The 15,194-nt window shown below is 71.7% G+C and carries 12 protein-coding genes and 1 pseudogene; 8 read left to right on the forward strand and 5 right to left on the reverse strand.

The features are described from left to right. A partial coding sequence (locus ABZY91_RS05555) for an acyltransferase domain-containing protein (protein WP_355399946.1) occupies positions 1-1,393 on the reverse strand: 1,393 nt, incomplete at its 3' end. A gap of 602 nt (positions 1,394-1,995) precedes the next feature. Between ABZY91_RS05555 and ABZY91_RS05560 the strand changes: the two genes are divergently transcribed. The 3 genes from ABZY91_RS05560 (at position 1,996) to ABZY91_RS05570 (ending at position 4,778) form a co-directional block, all read left to right on the forward strand. Further along, positions 1,996-2,955, forward strand: a complete 960-nt coding sequence (locus ABZY91_RS05560; protein WP_355399948.1) for an ACP S-malonyltransferase — start codon at positions 1,996-1,998, stop codon at positions 2,953-2,955. A 20-nt stretch (positions 2,956-2,975) separates the two neighbouring features. Then, positions 2,976-4,070 carry an arylcarboxylate reductase gene (locus ABZY91_RS05565; RefSeq protein ID WP_355400153.1) on the forward strand — a complete coding sequence of 365 codons (1,095 nt, stop codon included), beginning with the start codon at positions 2,976-2,978 and terminating at the stop codon, positions 4,068-4,070. A gap of 405 nt (positions 4,071-4,475) precedes the next feature. Further along, positions 4,476-4,778 (forward strand): putative quinol monooxygenase, encoded by a 303-nt coding sequence (locus ABZY91_RS05570; RefSeq protein ID WP_355399950.1) that lies wholly within the window; start codon positions 4,476-4,478, stop codon positions 4,776-4,778. Positions 4,779-4,813: 35 nt separating this feature from the next. Here the strand turns inward: ABZY91_RS05570 and ABZY91_RS05575 are convergent. The 3 genes and pseudogenes from ABZY91_RS05575 to ABZY91_RS05585 form a co-directional block, all read right to left on the reverse strand. Beyond that, positions 4,814-5,083, reverse strand: a pseudogene (locus ABZY91_RS05575) (Gfo/Idh/MocA family oxidoreductase); the annotation flags it as partial. A 95-nt stretch (positions 5,084-5,178) separates the two neighbouring features. Beyond that, the gene (locus ABZY91_RS05580; RefSeq protein WP_355399952.1) at positions 5,179-6,234 is read right to left on the reverse strand and encodes a lytic polysaccharide monooxygenase; all 1,056 of its coding nucleotides are present in this window, start codon (positions 6,232-6,234) and stop codon (positions 5,179-5,181) included. A 567-nt stretch (positions 6,235-6,801) separates the two neighbouring features. Next, complete coding sequence (locus ABZY91_RS05585) at positions 6,802-7,221, reverse strand: hypothetical protein (protein WP_355399954.1); 420 nt, start codon at positions 7,219-7,221, stop codon at positions 6,802-6,804. Positions 7,222-7,413: 192 nt separating this feature from the next. Here ABZY91_RS05585 and ABZY91_RS05590 point away from each other — a divergent pair, with 192 nt between their 5' ends. Together ABZY91_RS05590 and ABZY91_RS05595 are read left to right on the forward strand one after the other, a co-directional pair. After that, positions 7,414-7,590, forward strand: coding sequence for a transposase family protein (locus tag ABZY91_RS05590; RefSeq protein WP_355399956.1), 177 nt, complete (start codon positions 7,414-7,416; stop codon positions 7,588-7,590). Continuing rightward, entirely contained in the window at positions 7,584-8,042 is a 459-nt protein-coding gene (locus ABZY91_RS05595; RefSeq protein WP_355399958.1) for a transposase, read from the forward strand. Before ABZY91_RS05590 ends, ABZY91_RS05595 begins: the two co-directional genes overlap by 7 nt. A gap of 57 nt (positions 8,043-8,099) precedes the next feature. Here the strand turns inward: ABZY91_RS05595 and ABZY91_RS05600 are convergent, their stop codons facing one another. Further along, positions 8,100-8,873: a glycosyltransferase gene (locus ABZY91_RS05600; RefSeq protein WP_355399960.1), complete on the reverse strand. Its 774-nt coding sequence runs from the start codon at positions 8,871-8,873 to the stop codon at positions 8,100-8,102. Positions 8,874-8,904: 31 nt separating this feature from the next. On the opposite strand from ABZY91_RS05600, the gene ABZY91_RS05605 reads away from it, so the two are divergent. From ABZY91_RS05605 to ABZY91_RS05615, 3 genes are all read left to right on the forward strand, one after another. Next, a complete protein-coding gene (locus ABZY91_RS05605; RefSeq protein WP_355399962.1) occupies positions 8,905-9,063 on the forward strand; it encodes a hypothetical protein in 159 nt (52 codons plus the stop codon). Positions 9,064-9,667: 604 nt separating this feature from the next. After that, positions 9,668-10,837 carry an MBL fold metallo-hydrolase gene (locus ABZY91_RS05610; RefSeq protein WP_355399964.1) on the forward strand — a complete coding sequence of 390 codons (1,170 nt, stop codon included), beginning with the start codon at positions 9,668-9,670 and terminating at the stop codon, positions 10,835-10,837. Between the two features lie 22 nt (positions 10,838-10,859). Continuing rightward, on the forward strand, positions 10,860-15,191 hold the full coding sequence (locus ABZY91_RS05615) for a DUF6603 domain-containing protein (RefSeq protein ID WP_355399965.1): 4,332 nt from the start codon (positions 10,860-10,862) through the stop codon (positions 15,189-15,191). The last annotated feature ends 3 nt before the right edge of the window (positions 15,192-15,194 follow it).

Below are 15,194 nucleotides of genomic sequence, written 5' to 3' on the forward strand. Positions count from 1 at the left end.
GCTGCCCGTCGGCCGCCGGGCCGGCGGACCGCCACGCCTCCTCGGCCTCCCAGGACGGCTCCACGGGCCGCCCGCCCGCCTCGGCCGCGAGTGCGGCGAGGTCCGGGGCGTACCCGTCGACGAACAGTTCGCCGAGGGCCGTCCGCACCCGCAGCGGCCCGCCCTGGCCGCGCCGCAGCGAGCCGCGCACTCGGGCGTCCAGACCGGCGGCGAGGGCGGTCTCCTGGAGCGCCGAGGTCAGCACCGGGTGCGGGCTGACCTCCAGCAGCAGCCGGTGGCCGTCGGCCAGCAGCGCCGTGGCGGCCTCCGCGAACCGCACGGTGCCGCGCAGGTTGCGGCACCAGTGGTCGGCGTCCAGCACCGGGTCGGCCAGCCGCCCGCCGGTCAGGCCCGAGTAGAACGGCAGCCGTGCGGGCCGGGGCCGCAGCGGGGCGAGCGCGGCGCGCAGCTCGGGCAGGATCGAGTCGATGTGCGCGGAGTGCGCGGCCAGCCCGACCGCGACCAGCCGCGCGTGCAGGCCGAGTTCGCCGGAGCGGGCGACCAGGTCGGCGGCGGCGTCGGCGTCACCCGAGACGACCACCGAGCCGGGGCCGTTGATCGCGGCCACCGCCAGCCGTCCGCGCCAGCGCTCCAGCAGCGGGCGGACGCGGTCGGCGGGGGCCATCACGGAGACCATCTCGCCGCGTCCGGTCAGCGTGGCCTGCAAGCGGCTCCAGTGCGCGACCACCCGGGCCGCGTCCTCCAGGTCGAGCGCTCCACTGACCACGGCGGAGCTGATCTCGCCCATGCTGTGCCCCAGCACGGCGGCGGGCCGCACCCCGTGGCTCTCCCAGAGCGCGACCAGCGCGAGCGTCACGGCGAACAGGGCCGGCTGCACCACCGCGGCGCCCTCCAGCGCGGGTGCGCCCGCCGTGCCGCGCAGCACGTCCTGCACCGCCCAGCCGGTGAACGGCTCCAGTGCCTGCGCGCAGTCGTCGAGCCGGGCCGCGAAGGCCGGTGCCAGGTCCAGCAGTTCCACGGCCATGCCGGGCCACTGGGACCCCTGGCCGGGGAAGACGAAGGCCACGGTGCCGTCCCCGGCGGTTCCGGTCAGCGACACCGGTGCTCCCTCCGCGCCCGCTCCGGCCGGCCCCGTCCCCGCTGTGCCCGCCGTTCCTGCGGCCAGCGCGGCGAGTTGCGCGAGCAGGCCGTCCCGGTCGGTCGCCGCGAGCGCGGCCCGGTGCCGCCCGGTGGCCGGCCGGCCGGCGAGGGCGGCCGCCACGTCGGCGGCGCCGAGCTCCGGCCGGCCGACCAGTGTGCCGTGCAGCAGCCCTGCCCGGGCGGCGAGCTGGCCCGCGGTGTCGCCGGACAGCGGATACAGGAAGGGCACACCGGTGTCGGATCCGTGAGTCATCGTGCTGCACTCCTTCGCGACGGGCCGGACGGTCGGACGTGGGCGATCCGCCGGGGGTCCACCCGGCGGAGCGGTGCGAGCTGGTTCCGTGCGGAGCCCGGGAGAGGCCCTGCCGGGGAGCGGAGGCCCCGGAGCGGCCACCCGGCCACCGGAGGGCTGCCGGCCCTACGGACGGCCGGCGTGACGAGCGCCGGAACTTCCCCGGCGCACGGGAGCGACCCGGCGGTGTCTCCCCCTCCGGGGGGCCGGCCGGCGGCGGCGCACCGGTAGTCCGGACCGCCTCCTCCGCATTCCCGCCCCGGCGATTGCGACCGGGATCCGATGAGGGAGCCGACCGGAACGGGAATTGCTGAATGCTCGGGGCATATGCTGCCAGCCGCAAATATCATTTCAATAGCGGGAACCGCGACACTGCTCGTTCGGGGCGTCCGGGGCACTTCCGGAAGCCGGTTTCGACTGTTTCCGGTTTATTCTCCGGGCCGCCCCTGCTACGGTGCTGGAGCGGCAGTTGAGCGGTCGGTCGGCCGCCCTCCGGTGGGACTCGCGCTCCACGCCGACACCCTTCCCCTTTCATTTTCAAGGAATTCCCGAAGGAGTCGCACATGGCACTGGGATATCTTTTCGGCGGCGGTGTCGGAACCGAGCCGCACGGCATCGAGCTGTACCAGGCATATCCCGTGATGCGGGACCTCTATGCCCGCATAGCCGAATGGAGCGGGCTGACCACCGGCCAACTGCTCGACGAGGAACTGCCCAAGGAGGTCGAGGAGCGCCAGAGCGTCGGCAGCATCCGGGAGGCCGCGCTGGCGCTGGCCGTCCACGACATCCTCGCCGAGCACGACCTGCACCCGGCGGTGCTCGGCGGCCTGAGCCTGGGCGCGATGACGGCGAGCGCACTGTCCGGGGCACTGGAGCGGCGCGCGCTGATCGAGATGCTGGCGCACTCCCGCGCCGTCACCCCGCCGCCCGCCGACGCGCCTGCCCAGGGCATGGCGCTGGCCTTCGTCCCGGCCGGCACCGAGATCACCGCGCTGACCGGGGACCGGCCCGGCGTCCACCTGTCGGGGGATTTCGGTCCCACGGCGGACGGCGCCGCGGCCATCATGATGCTCTCCGGGGATCGGGAGGCTCTGGAGGCGCTCGCCGCCGGGTTGCCGCCCGGCCTGGTCACCCCGCTCCCGGACCGTCCGATCGCCGCCCACTCGCCGCTGCGCGGGTACTTCCGGACGTTCATGGCCCCGTACATCGACGCGATGTCCTTCGAGGCCCCCGGGCTGCCGCTGGCGTCGTGCCTGGACCGCAAGCTCCTCGTCACCGGCGAGGACGTCCGTGACCTCTTCCACCGCAACGCCACCGACCCGATCAGTGTCGTCGACGTGTACACCGGCATGAAGGAGCAGGGGGTGCGGCTCGGGCTGGTGATGGGCGGGTCCATCCCCGACGGCATCCTGCGGTTCCCGTTCCCGGTGGTGCACGTGGACCGGCCCGAGCACGTCGAGCAGGTGCTGACCACCGTCTACGAGCTCGGCATCGAGATCACCGAGGGGCGGTCCGCGCGGTGACCGCCACGGCGGCCGCCACGGTGACCGGAGCGGGGGCGGTGCGGCCGGGTGCCGCCTGCGACGCGCTGGTCGAGGGCTGGCTCGACACCGACCTCGACGAGTGGACCCGCCGCATCCTGCGGCGGCACTTCGACCCCGAGGCCGGCAGTCCGTACTGGCTGCGCCGGGCGGCCGGGCTGGACTTCGATCCCCGGGACATCACCCGCTACGAGGAGCTCACCGCCTTCGGCCCGTTCCCGTTGGAGGACCTGCGGTCCGGCGACCCGGCGGACCTCGTCCCGCTCGCCGTGCCGCGCCCGCTGACCGGGCGGGTGTGGGACACCGGCGGCACCACCGGCGCGCCGTGCCGGGTGTTCTACACCCCGGACATGCTGCTGCACCGCGGGGCGTGGCGGCGCTGGTCCTTCGTCAGCGAGGGTTTCGAGCCCGGCCGGAGCTGGTTGCAGGCCACCCCGACCGGGCCCCACCTGATCGGCAACGGCGTCTGGGAGTCGAGCGAGCTGTACGCGGGCCGGGTGTACGCGATCGACATGGACCCGCGCTGGGTGAAGCGGCTGATCCGGGGCGGCCGGCTGGCCGACGCCCGCGAGTACACCACCCACCTGCTGGAACAGATCGCCGACGTCCTCGGGCGCGGCGGGGTGCACTACGCCACCACCACGCCGGCGATCTTCCAGGCGCTCCGGCAGCGCCACCCCGAGCTGGTCGCCGCGCTCGACGGGGTCCGGCTCAGCGGGACCCAGATCTCGCCGGACACCCACCAGGACTTCACGGCCGCGCTCAACGGCGGTATCTGCGGCATCAGTTACGGCAACACCTTCGGCAACGCGGCCGGGCTGGCCGAGCGGCAGACGGGAGACCTGCTGCCGTACGTGCCGAACTACCCGCAGGTGACGATGGCGGTGGTGGACCGGGAGGACTGGTCGGCCCCGGTGGCGTACGGGGCGTCGGGGCAGGTGCGGCTGACCGTGCTGCACGAGGACCTCCTCCTGCCGAACATCCTGGAGCGCGACCAGGCGCTGCGCTACGACTGCGCGGGGCTGTGGCCCAGCGACGGCGTGGCCAACGTCCGGCCGCTGCAGGTGACCAACACCGCCCCGGAAGGGCTCTACTGACCGGCAGCCGCACAGCCGTGACCGGGGCGGCCGCCGTCCCGGTCCCGGGCCCGGCCAGCGGCCAGCAGGTCGGACTCGCGGGTGACCACCTGCCGGAACGCGGCGGGCGGCACGCCTCGCGGAGGAGCTGGTGCGGGGGCAGGTGCGGTTCATGCTCGAACCCGGGGACTACCCGGTATCAACCGGCGCCGCTGCCTGCACGGGAGGGAGGCGGTGCAGTGCGGGCAGGAGGACGTCCCGGAGGCCGAGCGCCGGCTGCTGCAGCTGTTCCTGCGCGCCCCGGCCAGTCTCGGGGCGGCCTCGTAACCCGCGGACCTAACGGCCTCGGGGGAAATAGTGATGGGCCTGGTTCCTTCTGAGGGCCACGTGCCCGGCTCACGCGTCGGCGCCAGTAGGCTCCAGCGCATGTCACAGCCGATCAAACTCGTCATCCTGATCACTACTCTTCCGGGCCGCGGCCGGGAACAGATCGCTGCATTCGAGCGTCTCGCGCCGATCGTGCGAGCCGAACCGGGATGCCTGCAATACGACCTGCACCAGGTGAGCGGCGAGCCTGACCGCTTCGTTCTCATCGAGCGGTGGTCGTCGAAGGAGACACTTGCCGCACACGACGTCGCACCGCACATGATCGAAGCCGATGCGGCCAGCCCAACGTTCCGAGCGGGGCCCGCAGAAGTCATCCAGCTCGTCGCTGAACCCCTGGCCTGACCGCATCGTGTACGGTGCCCCGAATCCGGCGCCCGGCCCGGCGCGCCCCCGGTGACCAGGCGGCGGGCGGTGAGGAAGTCGCCGTCCCAGCGCCGGTTCTGGAGGACCGAGAGCAGGGTCCCCCGGACACGGGCGAACGCGCACAGCTTCAGTGCCTCGGCGGCGCCGGCGGCCAGCGGCTTGTCCACCACGGTGGCGAGCCCGGCTTCGAGCGCGGCGCGGGCGAGCGGGACATGGGTGCGGTTCGCCAGGCCGTAGCCGATCAGGCCGACGCGGAACGGGGCACGCGAGGAGGGACGCGACACGTGACTCGTACGCCCCGCTCAATCACGAGGGCTGTCACCGGGGCCGTGGCGCGTCCTCCCACCGGGGCCGGGAGGCGCGCCGGGCACTGCGGCGGTCAGCGGGCGGCGTGGGCGCCCCGGGGGCGACGCTTGGAACGGATGACGACGACGACTGCGCCGGCCAGCAGGAAGGCGGAGCCGATCGAGGCGAGGATGCCGGCCGAACGGTCGGAGCCGGTCTGGGCGAGCCTCTCCGGGGCGGTGACCGGCGCGGACCCGTCGGCGGCGGTGGTGGGCGGGACAGCGGCCGCCACCGCGATGGGAGTGGAACCGGCCGTGGTCGCGGACACCGGGGTGGTGGCGGCCGGGGCCGGGGTGGTCGGAGCCGCCGGGGCGGTGGTGGCGGCCGGGGCCGAGGTCTTCGGGGCCGGGGCGGTGGTGGCCGAGTGGGCGTGATCGCCCTGGTGGGCGTCGGCGCCGCTGGTGCCGTTCGCGGTCGGCACCGGCGCGGTGCCGGGGGCGTTGCCGCTGCCGTCGAAGACCACGTCCGAGCAGGAGTAGAACGCCTCCGGGCTGTCCGAGCGCTGCCAGATCGCGTAGATCAGCTGCCGGCCGCTGCGCCCGGCGGGGATCGTGCCGGGCAGGATGTACGAGCCGTCGACCAGCTTGGGGTCGGTGACCGTGAGGAAGGGCTGCGCCTCCAGGTTCGACCAGGCCAGCGGCTTCGCCGGGTCGTAGCCCGCGTTGGTGAGGAAGAGCTGGAAGGTGCCCTTGTGCGGGGCGGTGGCCCGGTAGCGGAAGGTGAAGTCGGTGCCGGACACCAGGTTGGTGGCGGGCCAGTCGGTGCGCGGCAGGTCCAGGCCCTTGTAGACCGGGTCGCCGGCGCTGCACAGCTTGCCGTCCGCGATCAGCTGACGGTGACGGCCCGCGGCGTCGCCGATCCGCAGGCTCATCCAGTCGTACAGCGCGGCCTTGCCACCGGCCGCGACGGCGGCCTTGCAGGCGGCCGACTTCGGGTTCTCGGCACCTTCCAGGAAGCAGCCCTCGACCCGGCTGAGCGGGTTTTGCATCGAGCCGTGCGCGGCGGCGGTGCCGCCTCCGAGGACACCGGTCAGTCCGGCGGTGGCGAGGACGAGGGCTGCTGTGGAGAGACGGCGGCTGCGCACGGGCATGGTGGGGGAACCCCTTCGGAGGGAGCCGGTAGGTGAGGGTGCCGCTCACGCTAGCCGCTGTCGACGGCCCTGCCGGGGGTTGACCAGCTCGGTTAGGGGCCGCTTAAGGAGCCTTTGAGGCACGGGCGCGGGAAGCGCACGGAGGGCCGGCGGCACCCGCGGTCACGGCGGGCTGAGGTTGACTCCGGTACTCGAGCGCGGGTCGAAAGAGGACGGGAAGTTCTATGCCCTCCAGGGTGAGCCGCCACTTGGCACTCTGAAGACCAATGAGCGGCCTAGTGGTGCATTCGTCCGGAAAGAACGCGTTCATGTCTTGCCAGCATTGAACCTCCAGGCGCTTCGGGAAAAACCCGGCCGGAGGGAGCACGGTTCTGCATCTATCTCCTCTCGACCGCCACGTCCGATAGGAATGAACCACTGAAAACTGAGTATCTCATCAGTCCTGGAATCGGGAAACGCGTGCTGCCTGACGGCACCATCCGCAGCCACAACCCTCTCGGCAACTATGAGGAGGCCCTGGCCTTCCCCGCCCCGCAGGGCGAGTTGAACTCCATGGCCGCCTGACCTTCACGGACCGGGAGGGCGAACCCATGAAGCGAATCGCTGGCCAGGAGCCGTGTCCTCGCGCCAGTACCTCAAAACGGTCTCGTGCACGATGTCCAGGCGATTCGCAGCGACGAGGCACGAGACCGGGTCCGGCCCGCCGGCGTCCGCCTCGAAGGCAACGAGGACGGGCGGTCTTCCACCAAGCAGACCGGTGACCGCCGCCAGTTCCTCGGACGTGGGGGCGCGAAAGAGAGGATCTTGGAACGTCGCCGGGCAGCTGACGAAGAGCGGATCGCCGAAGACCAGTTCCAGACCGTGGTGATAGGTGAGGTCGTAATCCGCAGCGAGCCGGAACTGCCCGCGGTCCCAGGCGACAACGTCCCAGTCCCACCAGGACCCCTCGGGGAGCTCGACCCCCGCATGCCCTTGTTCAGCGCCCACTTCCCGGCCCCCGATCAGTTCGAACTGACGACAGGCTACACAGCCGCTCGCCGCCACTGTTTGACGAGTTAGGTCCCTGAGGTGTCTGGACAGACCCGTTCACCGGGCTGAGCCCGCGTGCTTTGGGTCAGTTGGTGACCCAGCTGCGGAGAGAGGGCGCCGGACGCTCCGAGTCGCGGGCGGCCGTGGAGGATGCCCCTGGCGGACCGTGTCCTGCTGGTCGCCGCGTACTGGCGTACCAACCTGACACTACGGCAGCTGGCGCCGCTGTTCGGCGTGTCGAGTCTGCGGCCAGTCGCGTCATCGATCGCCTTGGCCCCGAGCCCGCGCTCACACCACGCAAGCGGTTCGCGAAGGACGCAGTGCTGATCGTGGATGGCACCCTGGTACCCACCCGCGACCGAAGCATTGCCGAGCAGTCAAAGAGCTATCGGTACTCCACCGCCAACCAGGGCGTCATCGATGCCGACACCCGGGCGGTCGTGATCGTCGGCCGGCCCGTGCCGGGTAACCGTCATGACTCCCGTGGTCGGGAGGAGTCCGGCGCCAGGGCCACCGTCGGTCACACCACGACCGTTGCCGACGGCGGCTACCAGGGCACCGGACTTGTCATCCCGCACCGCCGCGCCAGAGGCAAGGGACTTCCCGGCCTGGAAGGAGGAACACAACCGCTCACACAAGCGAGTTCGGGCTCGCGTCGAACACGCCTTCGCCTGCATGAAGAGCTGGGGGTCCTCCGCGACTTCCGCCTGAAAGGCAACGGCGTCCACTGCGCCGTGCTCGGCGTCGCCCGCCTGCACAACCTCGCCCCCACCGGATAGCCGCGCCCCCGGCCACCCGCGTCCACACTGCCCCCAGGATCACTTACGGGACAGGCTTTAGATGTGGGACTTCCGCACCGAGTGCCATGCCGCGCCGGCCAGAGCCCGGGTCGACCGGACCAGTCCCAGCCCTTCGTGCTCCCGGTACAGTCGCCAGTTGTGTTCGACGAGGTCGAGCTTGTTGGAGGACAGCGACCCCGCCCGCCCGGCCCGGTATACCGCCAGCGGCTCCTGCAGGCCCCGGGCGTGGTGTCCGTCCCGCATGATGTCCAGCCACAGCGCGTAGTCCTGCCGCTTGGGCATGTCCGGCATCAGCCTCGTGCCGAGCACGGTGCGGGAGTACATGGCGGTCAGGGCCCCGATGTGGTCCTGCACCAGCATGTCCCGGTACGTCACGCGCTCGCGCGCCTCGATCACCCGGCCGTTCGGAACGAAGTCCCGGGCCTCGCCCTCGTAGTCGCCGTCGACCTTGAAGTACGAGGTGAACGTCAACGGCGCGTCACCGGTGGCGGCGAACTCGATCTGCCGCTCCAGCTTCTGGGGCAGCCACATGTCGTCGCTGTCGAGGAAGGCCACGAACTCCCCGCGTGCCCGCGCCAGGGCGAGGTTGCGGGCACGGGCGGCGCCGCCCTGCTGGGGCGCCGCCTCGGGGAGCACCCGCTCGTCCTCGCGGGCCAGGTCCCGCAGCAGCTCCATGGAGCCGTCGCCGGAGGCATCGTCGGTGACCAGCAGTTCCACGTCGACGTGGCTCTGGGCGAGCACCGAGCGCACCGACGCGCCGAGGGTGGCCGCCGAGTTGTGGACCGGCATCACCACGGAAACCAGGGGCACGGCAGTGCTCCTCACTCGAATCGGGGTCGTCATGGACGTTGTCGTCGCCGGTCAGGGCCACGTCGGGCGGTCGCTCGCGGTGCGCGCCGCCGAGGTGGGCGACCGCGGCGTCGGCCACGACCTGGACCAGCACCGTATCAAGCAGCTCGCCACCGGCGAGTCCGGCGGGTTCCGTGCGCGGTTCTGCTGAGGTCGCCGGGTGGTCGGCTCCGGATGCTCGCTGCCCCGGCTCGGTACTCCGGCTCGGGCCGCGGCGCCGTCGAATCTTGGGGCGAGCCATGCCGAATTCGGCCACACAGGTGGCGAATTATCGCATTGAGAGACGAATTGATCACTATCTGTGATGTGATCGGTTCCTGTCAGGCGGGCGGTCCCGATGGCGACGGGTCGATGCCTGCTGCTCGGTGCCCGGTGTGGTGAGTCCTGGCCTGGTCTGCTCCGTCGGCCGGGTGCTTCCAGCAGCGTCACTCGTGTCGGTAGCGAGGGAGTGTGTCTCATGTCCGTCTCCGTTGCGGATCTGTTCGTCGGCCTTCCGGCTCGGAGGACTCTTCGCGCTGGGCCTAGATCTGTTCGAACTTCCTTGGCTGTGCGCGCTGTTGGGGTCCGGAAGGGAGCTGGTGCTCCAGGGGGCCTGGGTCCGGCGGGAGCGGCTGACGCCGGCCGGGCTGTCGCGGGGTGAGCGGGCGGATCGGCCGACGCTGAGTTCGTCGCGGATGCGGCGGGCGAATGAGACCCGCCACTCGACCGGTACGCGGTACTGCCCTGCCCTGCACGCCCGAGACCTGGAGTCTGCGATGGCAATTCCTGTTCCGCCCGTTCCCCACGCGAGGGTGATCTTCGTCGGCGTCGGCCAGGGGGACTGTACCTTGATCGTCTTCCCGGACCCGCCACACGGCACCGGCGAGGTGGTGCTGATCGACTGCGGCTCCACCAAGGGTGCGAAGTGCCTGATTCCCGGACCGCCGGAGCGGGTCGTGGACGCGCTCACCAACGTCAAGCACCTCCTCACCACGTACGTGCCGAAGAAGACGATCGACTACCTGTTCATCACACACGCCGACGAGGACCACTACAACCTCCTGGTGCGGGCGCTCGACGGGTTCACGGTCAAGGACAGCTACTTCACCGGGGTGCTGGAGGACTACAAGAACGGTCGGGACTCCTTCGGCACGGTCAAGGCCGATGCGACCTACGCCTGGTTGAAGGCCAAGGGGGCGAAGCCGCTGGCCAACTCCCTGGCCTTCAGCGGCCCTGCGGCCGGTGGTGGTGCGAGCACCCCGTGGCAGTACGGGCGGCCGGTCGTTCCACTCGGCGGCGACGACGGGCTCTACGTCGTCGCCGCCAATGCCTCCGGCTCCTACGCGACGCGGCACGCCAAGTGGCAGCAGGTCCTGGCCGCGTCGACGGATCCGCACGAGAAGGTGCGGCTGCAGAAGGAGCTGGGCCGCTATGACCCGAACCCGGACAGCGCGGTGCTGGCGCTGGTCTACAAGAAGGCAGTCATGATGCTCATGGGCGACGCGACGGTACTCACCGAGGAGTTCATTCTCGGCGCCTGGGCGCCCCAGCTCCCCTCGGCCAACATCACGCTCAAGATGGGGCATCACGGCAGCGACACCTCCTCCCGCGAGAAGTGGGTCAGGCTGCTCAAACCGCAGCGACTCACGGTCAGTTCAGGCACCAAGGCGTTCAACGGCTCGGGCATCCCCAAGATCAGCCACCTGGAACAGGTCAAGCTGTGGTCCGGTGCCGTCCAGCCGGCCGACTCCCACGAGTACACCTACTTCGACGACCGCCCCGCGTACAAGTCGTTCGTCCCCGACTTCACCGACCAGTCGATCTTCACCTCGCAGTTGATGGTGAACCCGCTCTGGACGGACACGATGCCGGACGACGAGCGCTTCATCTGCGGTACCTGGCACCTGACGCTCGATGCCGCCGGCAACGTCCTGATCGACTACTGACGGACCAGCGAGGGGACACATCATGGCGCTGACAACAGAGGAACTCCGGCGCAGGTTCCCCGTGGTCGGAGGCGAGTTCCGGCTGACGGCGGAGGAACTGGCCGTGCCGGGGACGGAGGAACTCTTCGGCACCCACCTGGGCGGCCCCCTCTCCGTGACCGGGGTGACCGCCGCCGACCCGGAACACCTCACGCTCTCCGGAGCGGTCGCGATCCCCGGTCTCTCTCCGGGAGCCGCGGTGACGGTCACCTTCTCGGCGAACGCGACGGCGTCACCCCCGGTCGTGACCGGCCTGACCCTCGACGTCACCCTGACCACCGCCCCGGACCCGGGCGAGTGGAGGATCGACCTGCCGTACCTGCGGCTCGAAGCGGGCTTCCTCCGCGAGTACGGGTTCGAACGGCTGCTGTTGGTGCTGTCGGCCGAACCCGGCGCCGGTGATGTGGTGTCCACGGTCGCGACCGTGGGCGGCGATCTGCCGTTCGCCGCCGCCGGGGGAGTGGCGCTGAGGCTGCGGACACTGGTCCAGGAGGGGCCGGCCGCCAGCACGTACACCCTGAACGGCGAATTCTCCGGAGTGACCTTCTCCGCCGTGGGCGACCTCGGCCAACTCGTGCCGGGCGCGTCCTCCGAGCGCTTCGCGCTGCCCGACCTGCCCGGCCTCCCGCTCCCGGCCACGGTCGAACTCGCCGGTCTGAGCGTCGTCTTCACCCCCGACGTCCATCGTGCGGCCGCAGGGCTGGACCCCGTGCTGGCCGCCTCGGTGCGGGTGAACATCCCCGCCCGCTGGCCGCTGATCCCCGGCGTGTTCGAGATCGAGGAGATCGACGTCGAGTTCGGCGTCGGGTCCCCCCGCACCGCCGGGGCGAGCGTGCGTGCCCGGCTCGGCGGCGTCCTGCGCATTGGCGAGGCCTTCGTGGGGGTGTCGGTCTCCGTACCGGAACTCGATCTCACGGCCGAGCTGCTCCGGCCGCTCCCGCTCACCGACGCCCTCGCCCTGTTCCTGCCCGGTGTCGAGGTCCCCCTCGGGGAGGTCGAGGCCTTCAGCGCGTGGGTCAACGCGAGGTCCAAGGACTACAGCGCCGAGTTGGACCTCGCGGGCCCCTGGAGCATCGGGGACGTCTTCGCCCTCACCGGTATCACCCTGTCCGTCCAGAGCACCGGAACCGGCCGCCCGGCCGCCCGGCTGTTCGCGGAGGCCGCTCTGGGCCGGTCCGTGCTGAGCGTCGAGGCCGGCTACGACAAGGGCGTGTGGCAGTTCACCGGCATCGCCAGGGACGTGGTCCCCGCCGACCTGTTCGACCTGTTCGGCGTGGCACCGCCCGCACTGCTCGCCGACCTGACCGTCCGCGAGACCAGGGTGTCGTTCGACAGCGGCGGCCGGGAGTTCGACCTGGTCTGCTCCTGTGAATTCCCGCTCGGCGACGCCGACGCCGTGCTCGCCCTGGCCGTCCGTCTGTCGCACAGGGCATCGGGCGGTTACGACAGGACAGTCTCGGGGACGCTCACGGTGCAGGTCCCGGACGGGCACGGTGGCTTGCGCGCGCTGGACTTCGGCGTCGACCATCGCGAGGATGCCACCGGGTCGACGATCACCGCGGTGTGGAACGCGGACGAAGGCATCGCGCTGACCGACCTGGTGGCCGCGCTCGGCGTCGAGCTGCCCGAGCTGCCCGAGGTGTTGCGGCCGGTGCTCACCGCGCTGTCGGTGCGGTACGACTCCGTGACGGGTCAGGTGCTGCTGACGGCTTCGACCGAGCGCACCGGGTGGGTCTACGTCAGCCGTCCGGGTACCGGCGCCGGTGCCCCCCGGGTCAACGCGGCCGCGGTGCGGGCCCGGCTCGGGGCGCGCGTCTCGGATCTGCCGTTGGTCGGCGAGGCGATTCCGCCCGGTGCGGACCTCGTCATCGACGGTGTCGCCTTCACCTCGACGCCGACCGGGTGGACCGCGGCCCAGGCCGTCGCGGTCAACGACGCGCTGAACCGGATCGACTCCGTGGCGGGGCGCCGGCTGCCGCGCTTCGCCGCCGGTACGACGGCCGGGCCCGGCCTCGCCGTCCAGATCGAGCTGAGTATCGGCGGGGTGCCGCAGGAGCCGCTGCTCCTGCCGATCACCACAGGGTCGGGCGGCACACTCGTGGCCGCCTCCCGGGGCCCGGTCACCGTGCACGCTGCTTCGGACGACACGTCGTCACGTGACCTCGGCCTGACCTTCGGGGCGCTGCGAATCTCGCGGATCGGCGTCGGCCTCGCGGACGGGCAGATCTTCGTCGCGCTGGACGCGGTCCTGTCGGTGGGCCCGGTCCGGCTGGTCCTGATGGGTCTCGGACTGGGAATCGACGGGGAGTTGAGCGTCTCGCCGCGATTGCGCGGGGCGGGCGTACAGCTGGACAGGCCGCCACTGAGGATCAGCGGCATGGTCGAGCGCCGTACCGGCTCGGAGGTCGCCCCGGGGCTCAAGGAGCAGTTCGTCGGGCTCGCCTCGGTCGAGACCGGCTTCTTCGCCCTGAACGCCGCCGGGTCGTACGCCAAGGCCGTGGACGGCTGGTCGTCGATGTTCCTCTTCGGCGAGATCTCCGGCGGCGAGCGCGGGCTGTTCGGCCCGCCCCCGTTCCGGGTGATCGCCCTCTCGCTCGGCTTCGGTGTCAACAGCACGGTCCGCACACCCCGGATCGACCAGGTCGGCGAGTTCCCGCTGGTGAACCGGCTGGACGGCAGCGGCAGCGGCGACACCCCGGAGAAGGTGCTGGAGAAGCTCGCCGGCCCCGGCGGCTGGATCACCCCGCGCGAGGGCCAGTACTGGGGCGCGGGCGGGATCGAGTTCAGCTCGTTCGAATTCATCCGCTCCCGCGCGCTGCTGCTGGTCGAGGGCGGCCAGTCCTGGAAGGTTCTGCTGATCGGCCGCACCACCGTCGACCTGCCGCGCAGCAAGGCCGCCAGGAAGCCGATCGCCCGGCTCGTCATCGACCTGGCCATCGGCTACCACCACGACCAGGGCCTGTTCTCGATGGACGCGGTCATCGCGCCCGGCTCGTACGTCATCGACCCGGCGGCCGAGCTGACCGGTGGCCTGTCCTTCTACATCTGGGGCCAGGACCGCACCGCCGTCGGGGGCGGCAAGGGCTTCGTGTTCACGCTGGGCGGCTACCACCCCCGTTTCAGGCGGCCCGCGTACTACCCCAACCCGCCGCGCGTGGGGTGGCGGTGGGCGATCGGCCCGGTGGCGATCCGCGGCCAGGTGTACGCGGCGCTCACCGACGGTGCGTTCATGGCCGGCGGCGAGCTGTCCGCGAACTACGACAAGGGACACGGCATCCAGCTCCAGGCGTGGTTCACGGCCTGGCTGGACGCGCTGGTGCAGTGGAAGCCGTTCTACTTCGACCTGTCGATGGGCCTGAGCATCGGGGTTGCGGCCACCGTCAAGGTGCTGTTCATCCGGGTCCGGGTCTCCCTGGAAGTCGGGGTGTCGCTGGACCTGTGGGGGCCGCCGATCGGCGGCCGGGCCAGGATCAAGGTCTGGTTCATCAGCTTCACCGTCGAGTTCGGCACCGGCCGGGACGGCGTACCGCCGATCGAGTGGGGGGAGTTCAGCGTCCAGCTGCCCGCCCCGCTGTCGGTCACCCCGCTGCGCGGGCTGCTGGTCGACGTCGACCCCGAGGAGACCGCGATCCGGTCCGCAACGGGGGAGCCCCTGCTGGTCTCCATGGACGGATTCGCCGTGCGCACCGAGGCCGCCGTCCCCGCCGGCCGCATCCTCCTCAACGGCCGGCCGTTCGCCGGGACCGAGGACGACACCATCGACATCCGGCCGATGGGGCCGAAGGGACAGGGCGTGGTCTCCGATCACCACGTCACCCTGAAGCGGTTCGACAGCGTCTACACCCCCACCGGATGGGGCGTGGCCGTCTACCGGCAGGACATGCCCAAGGCGATGTGGGGTGCGCCGCTGGGAAAGCCCGGCGACGTGCTGGACGGTGACGGGCTCCTCAGCGGCTGCCTGGCCGGCATCACCTTCGAGATCCCCAAGCCCGAACTGGCTCCCGCGGTCGGCTGGGTGGACGCGGAGGCGCTGGAGGCCGACGGGCTGCCGGATGCGCCGATCCCGTTGCTGGGCTCGGCGCCGGAGGGGCCGCCGTCCGTCCCGGACGACGAGGGCGAGGGCAGCATCGGCGCCATCGTCGACCCCGACCGCGGTATCGCCGCCCGGACCACCGCCGCCCGCCGCGCCTCGGTGCACGCCGCCCTGGCCGGCCTCGGCCTCGCCCCCGGCACCGACGAGCCGCTGACCCGCTACGCGGACCTCGCGAAGACCACGTTCACCAACGCGCCCATGACCACCACAGCCGAGAGGTGAACC

Source organism: Kitasatospora sp. NPDC002965, assembly GCF_040611255.1.
Lineage (GTDB): Bacteria > Actinomycetota > Actinomycetes > Streptomycetales > Streptomycetaceae > Kitasatospora.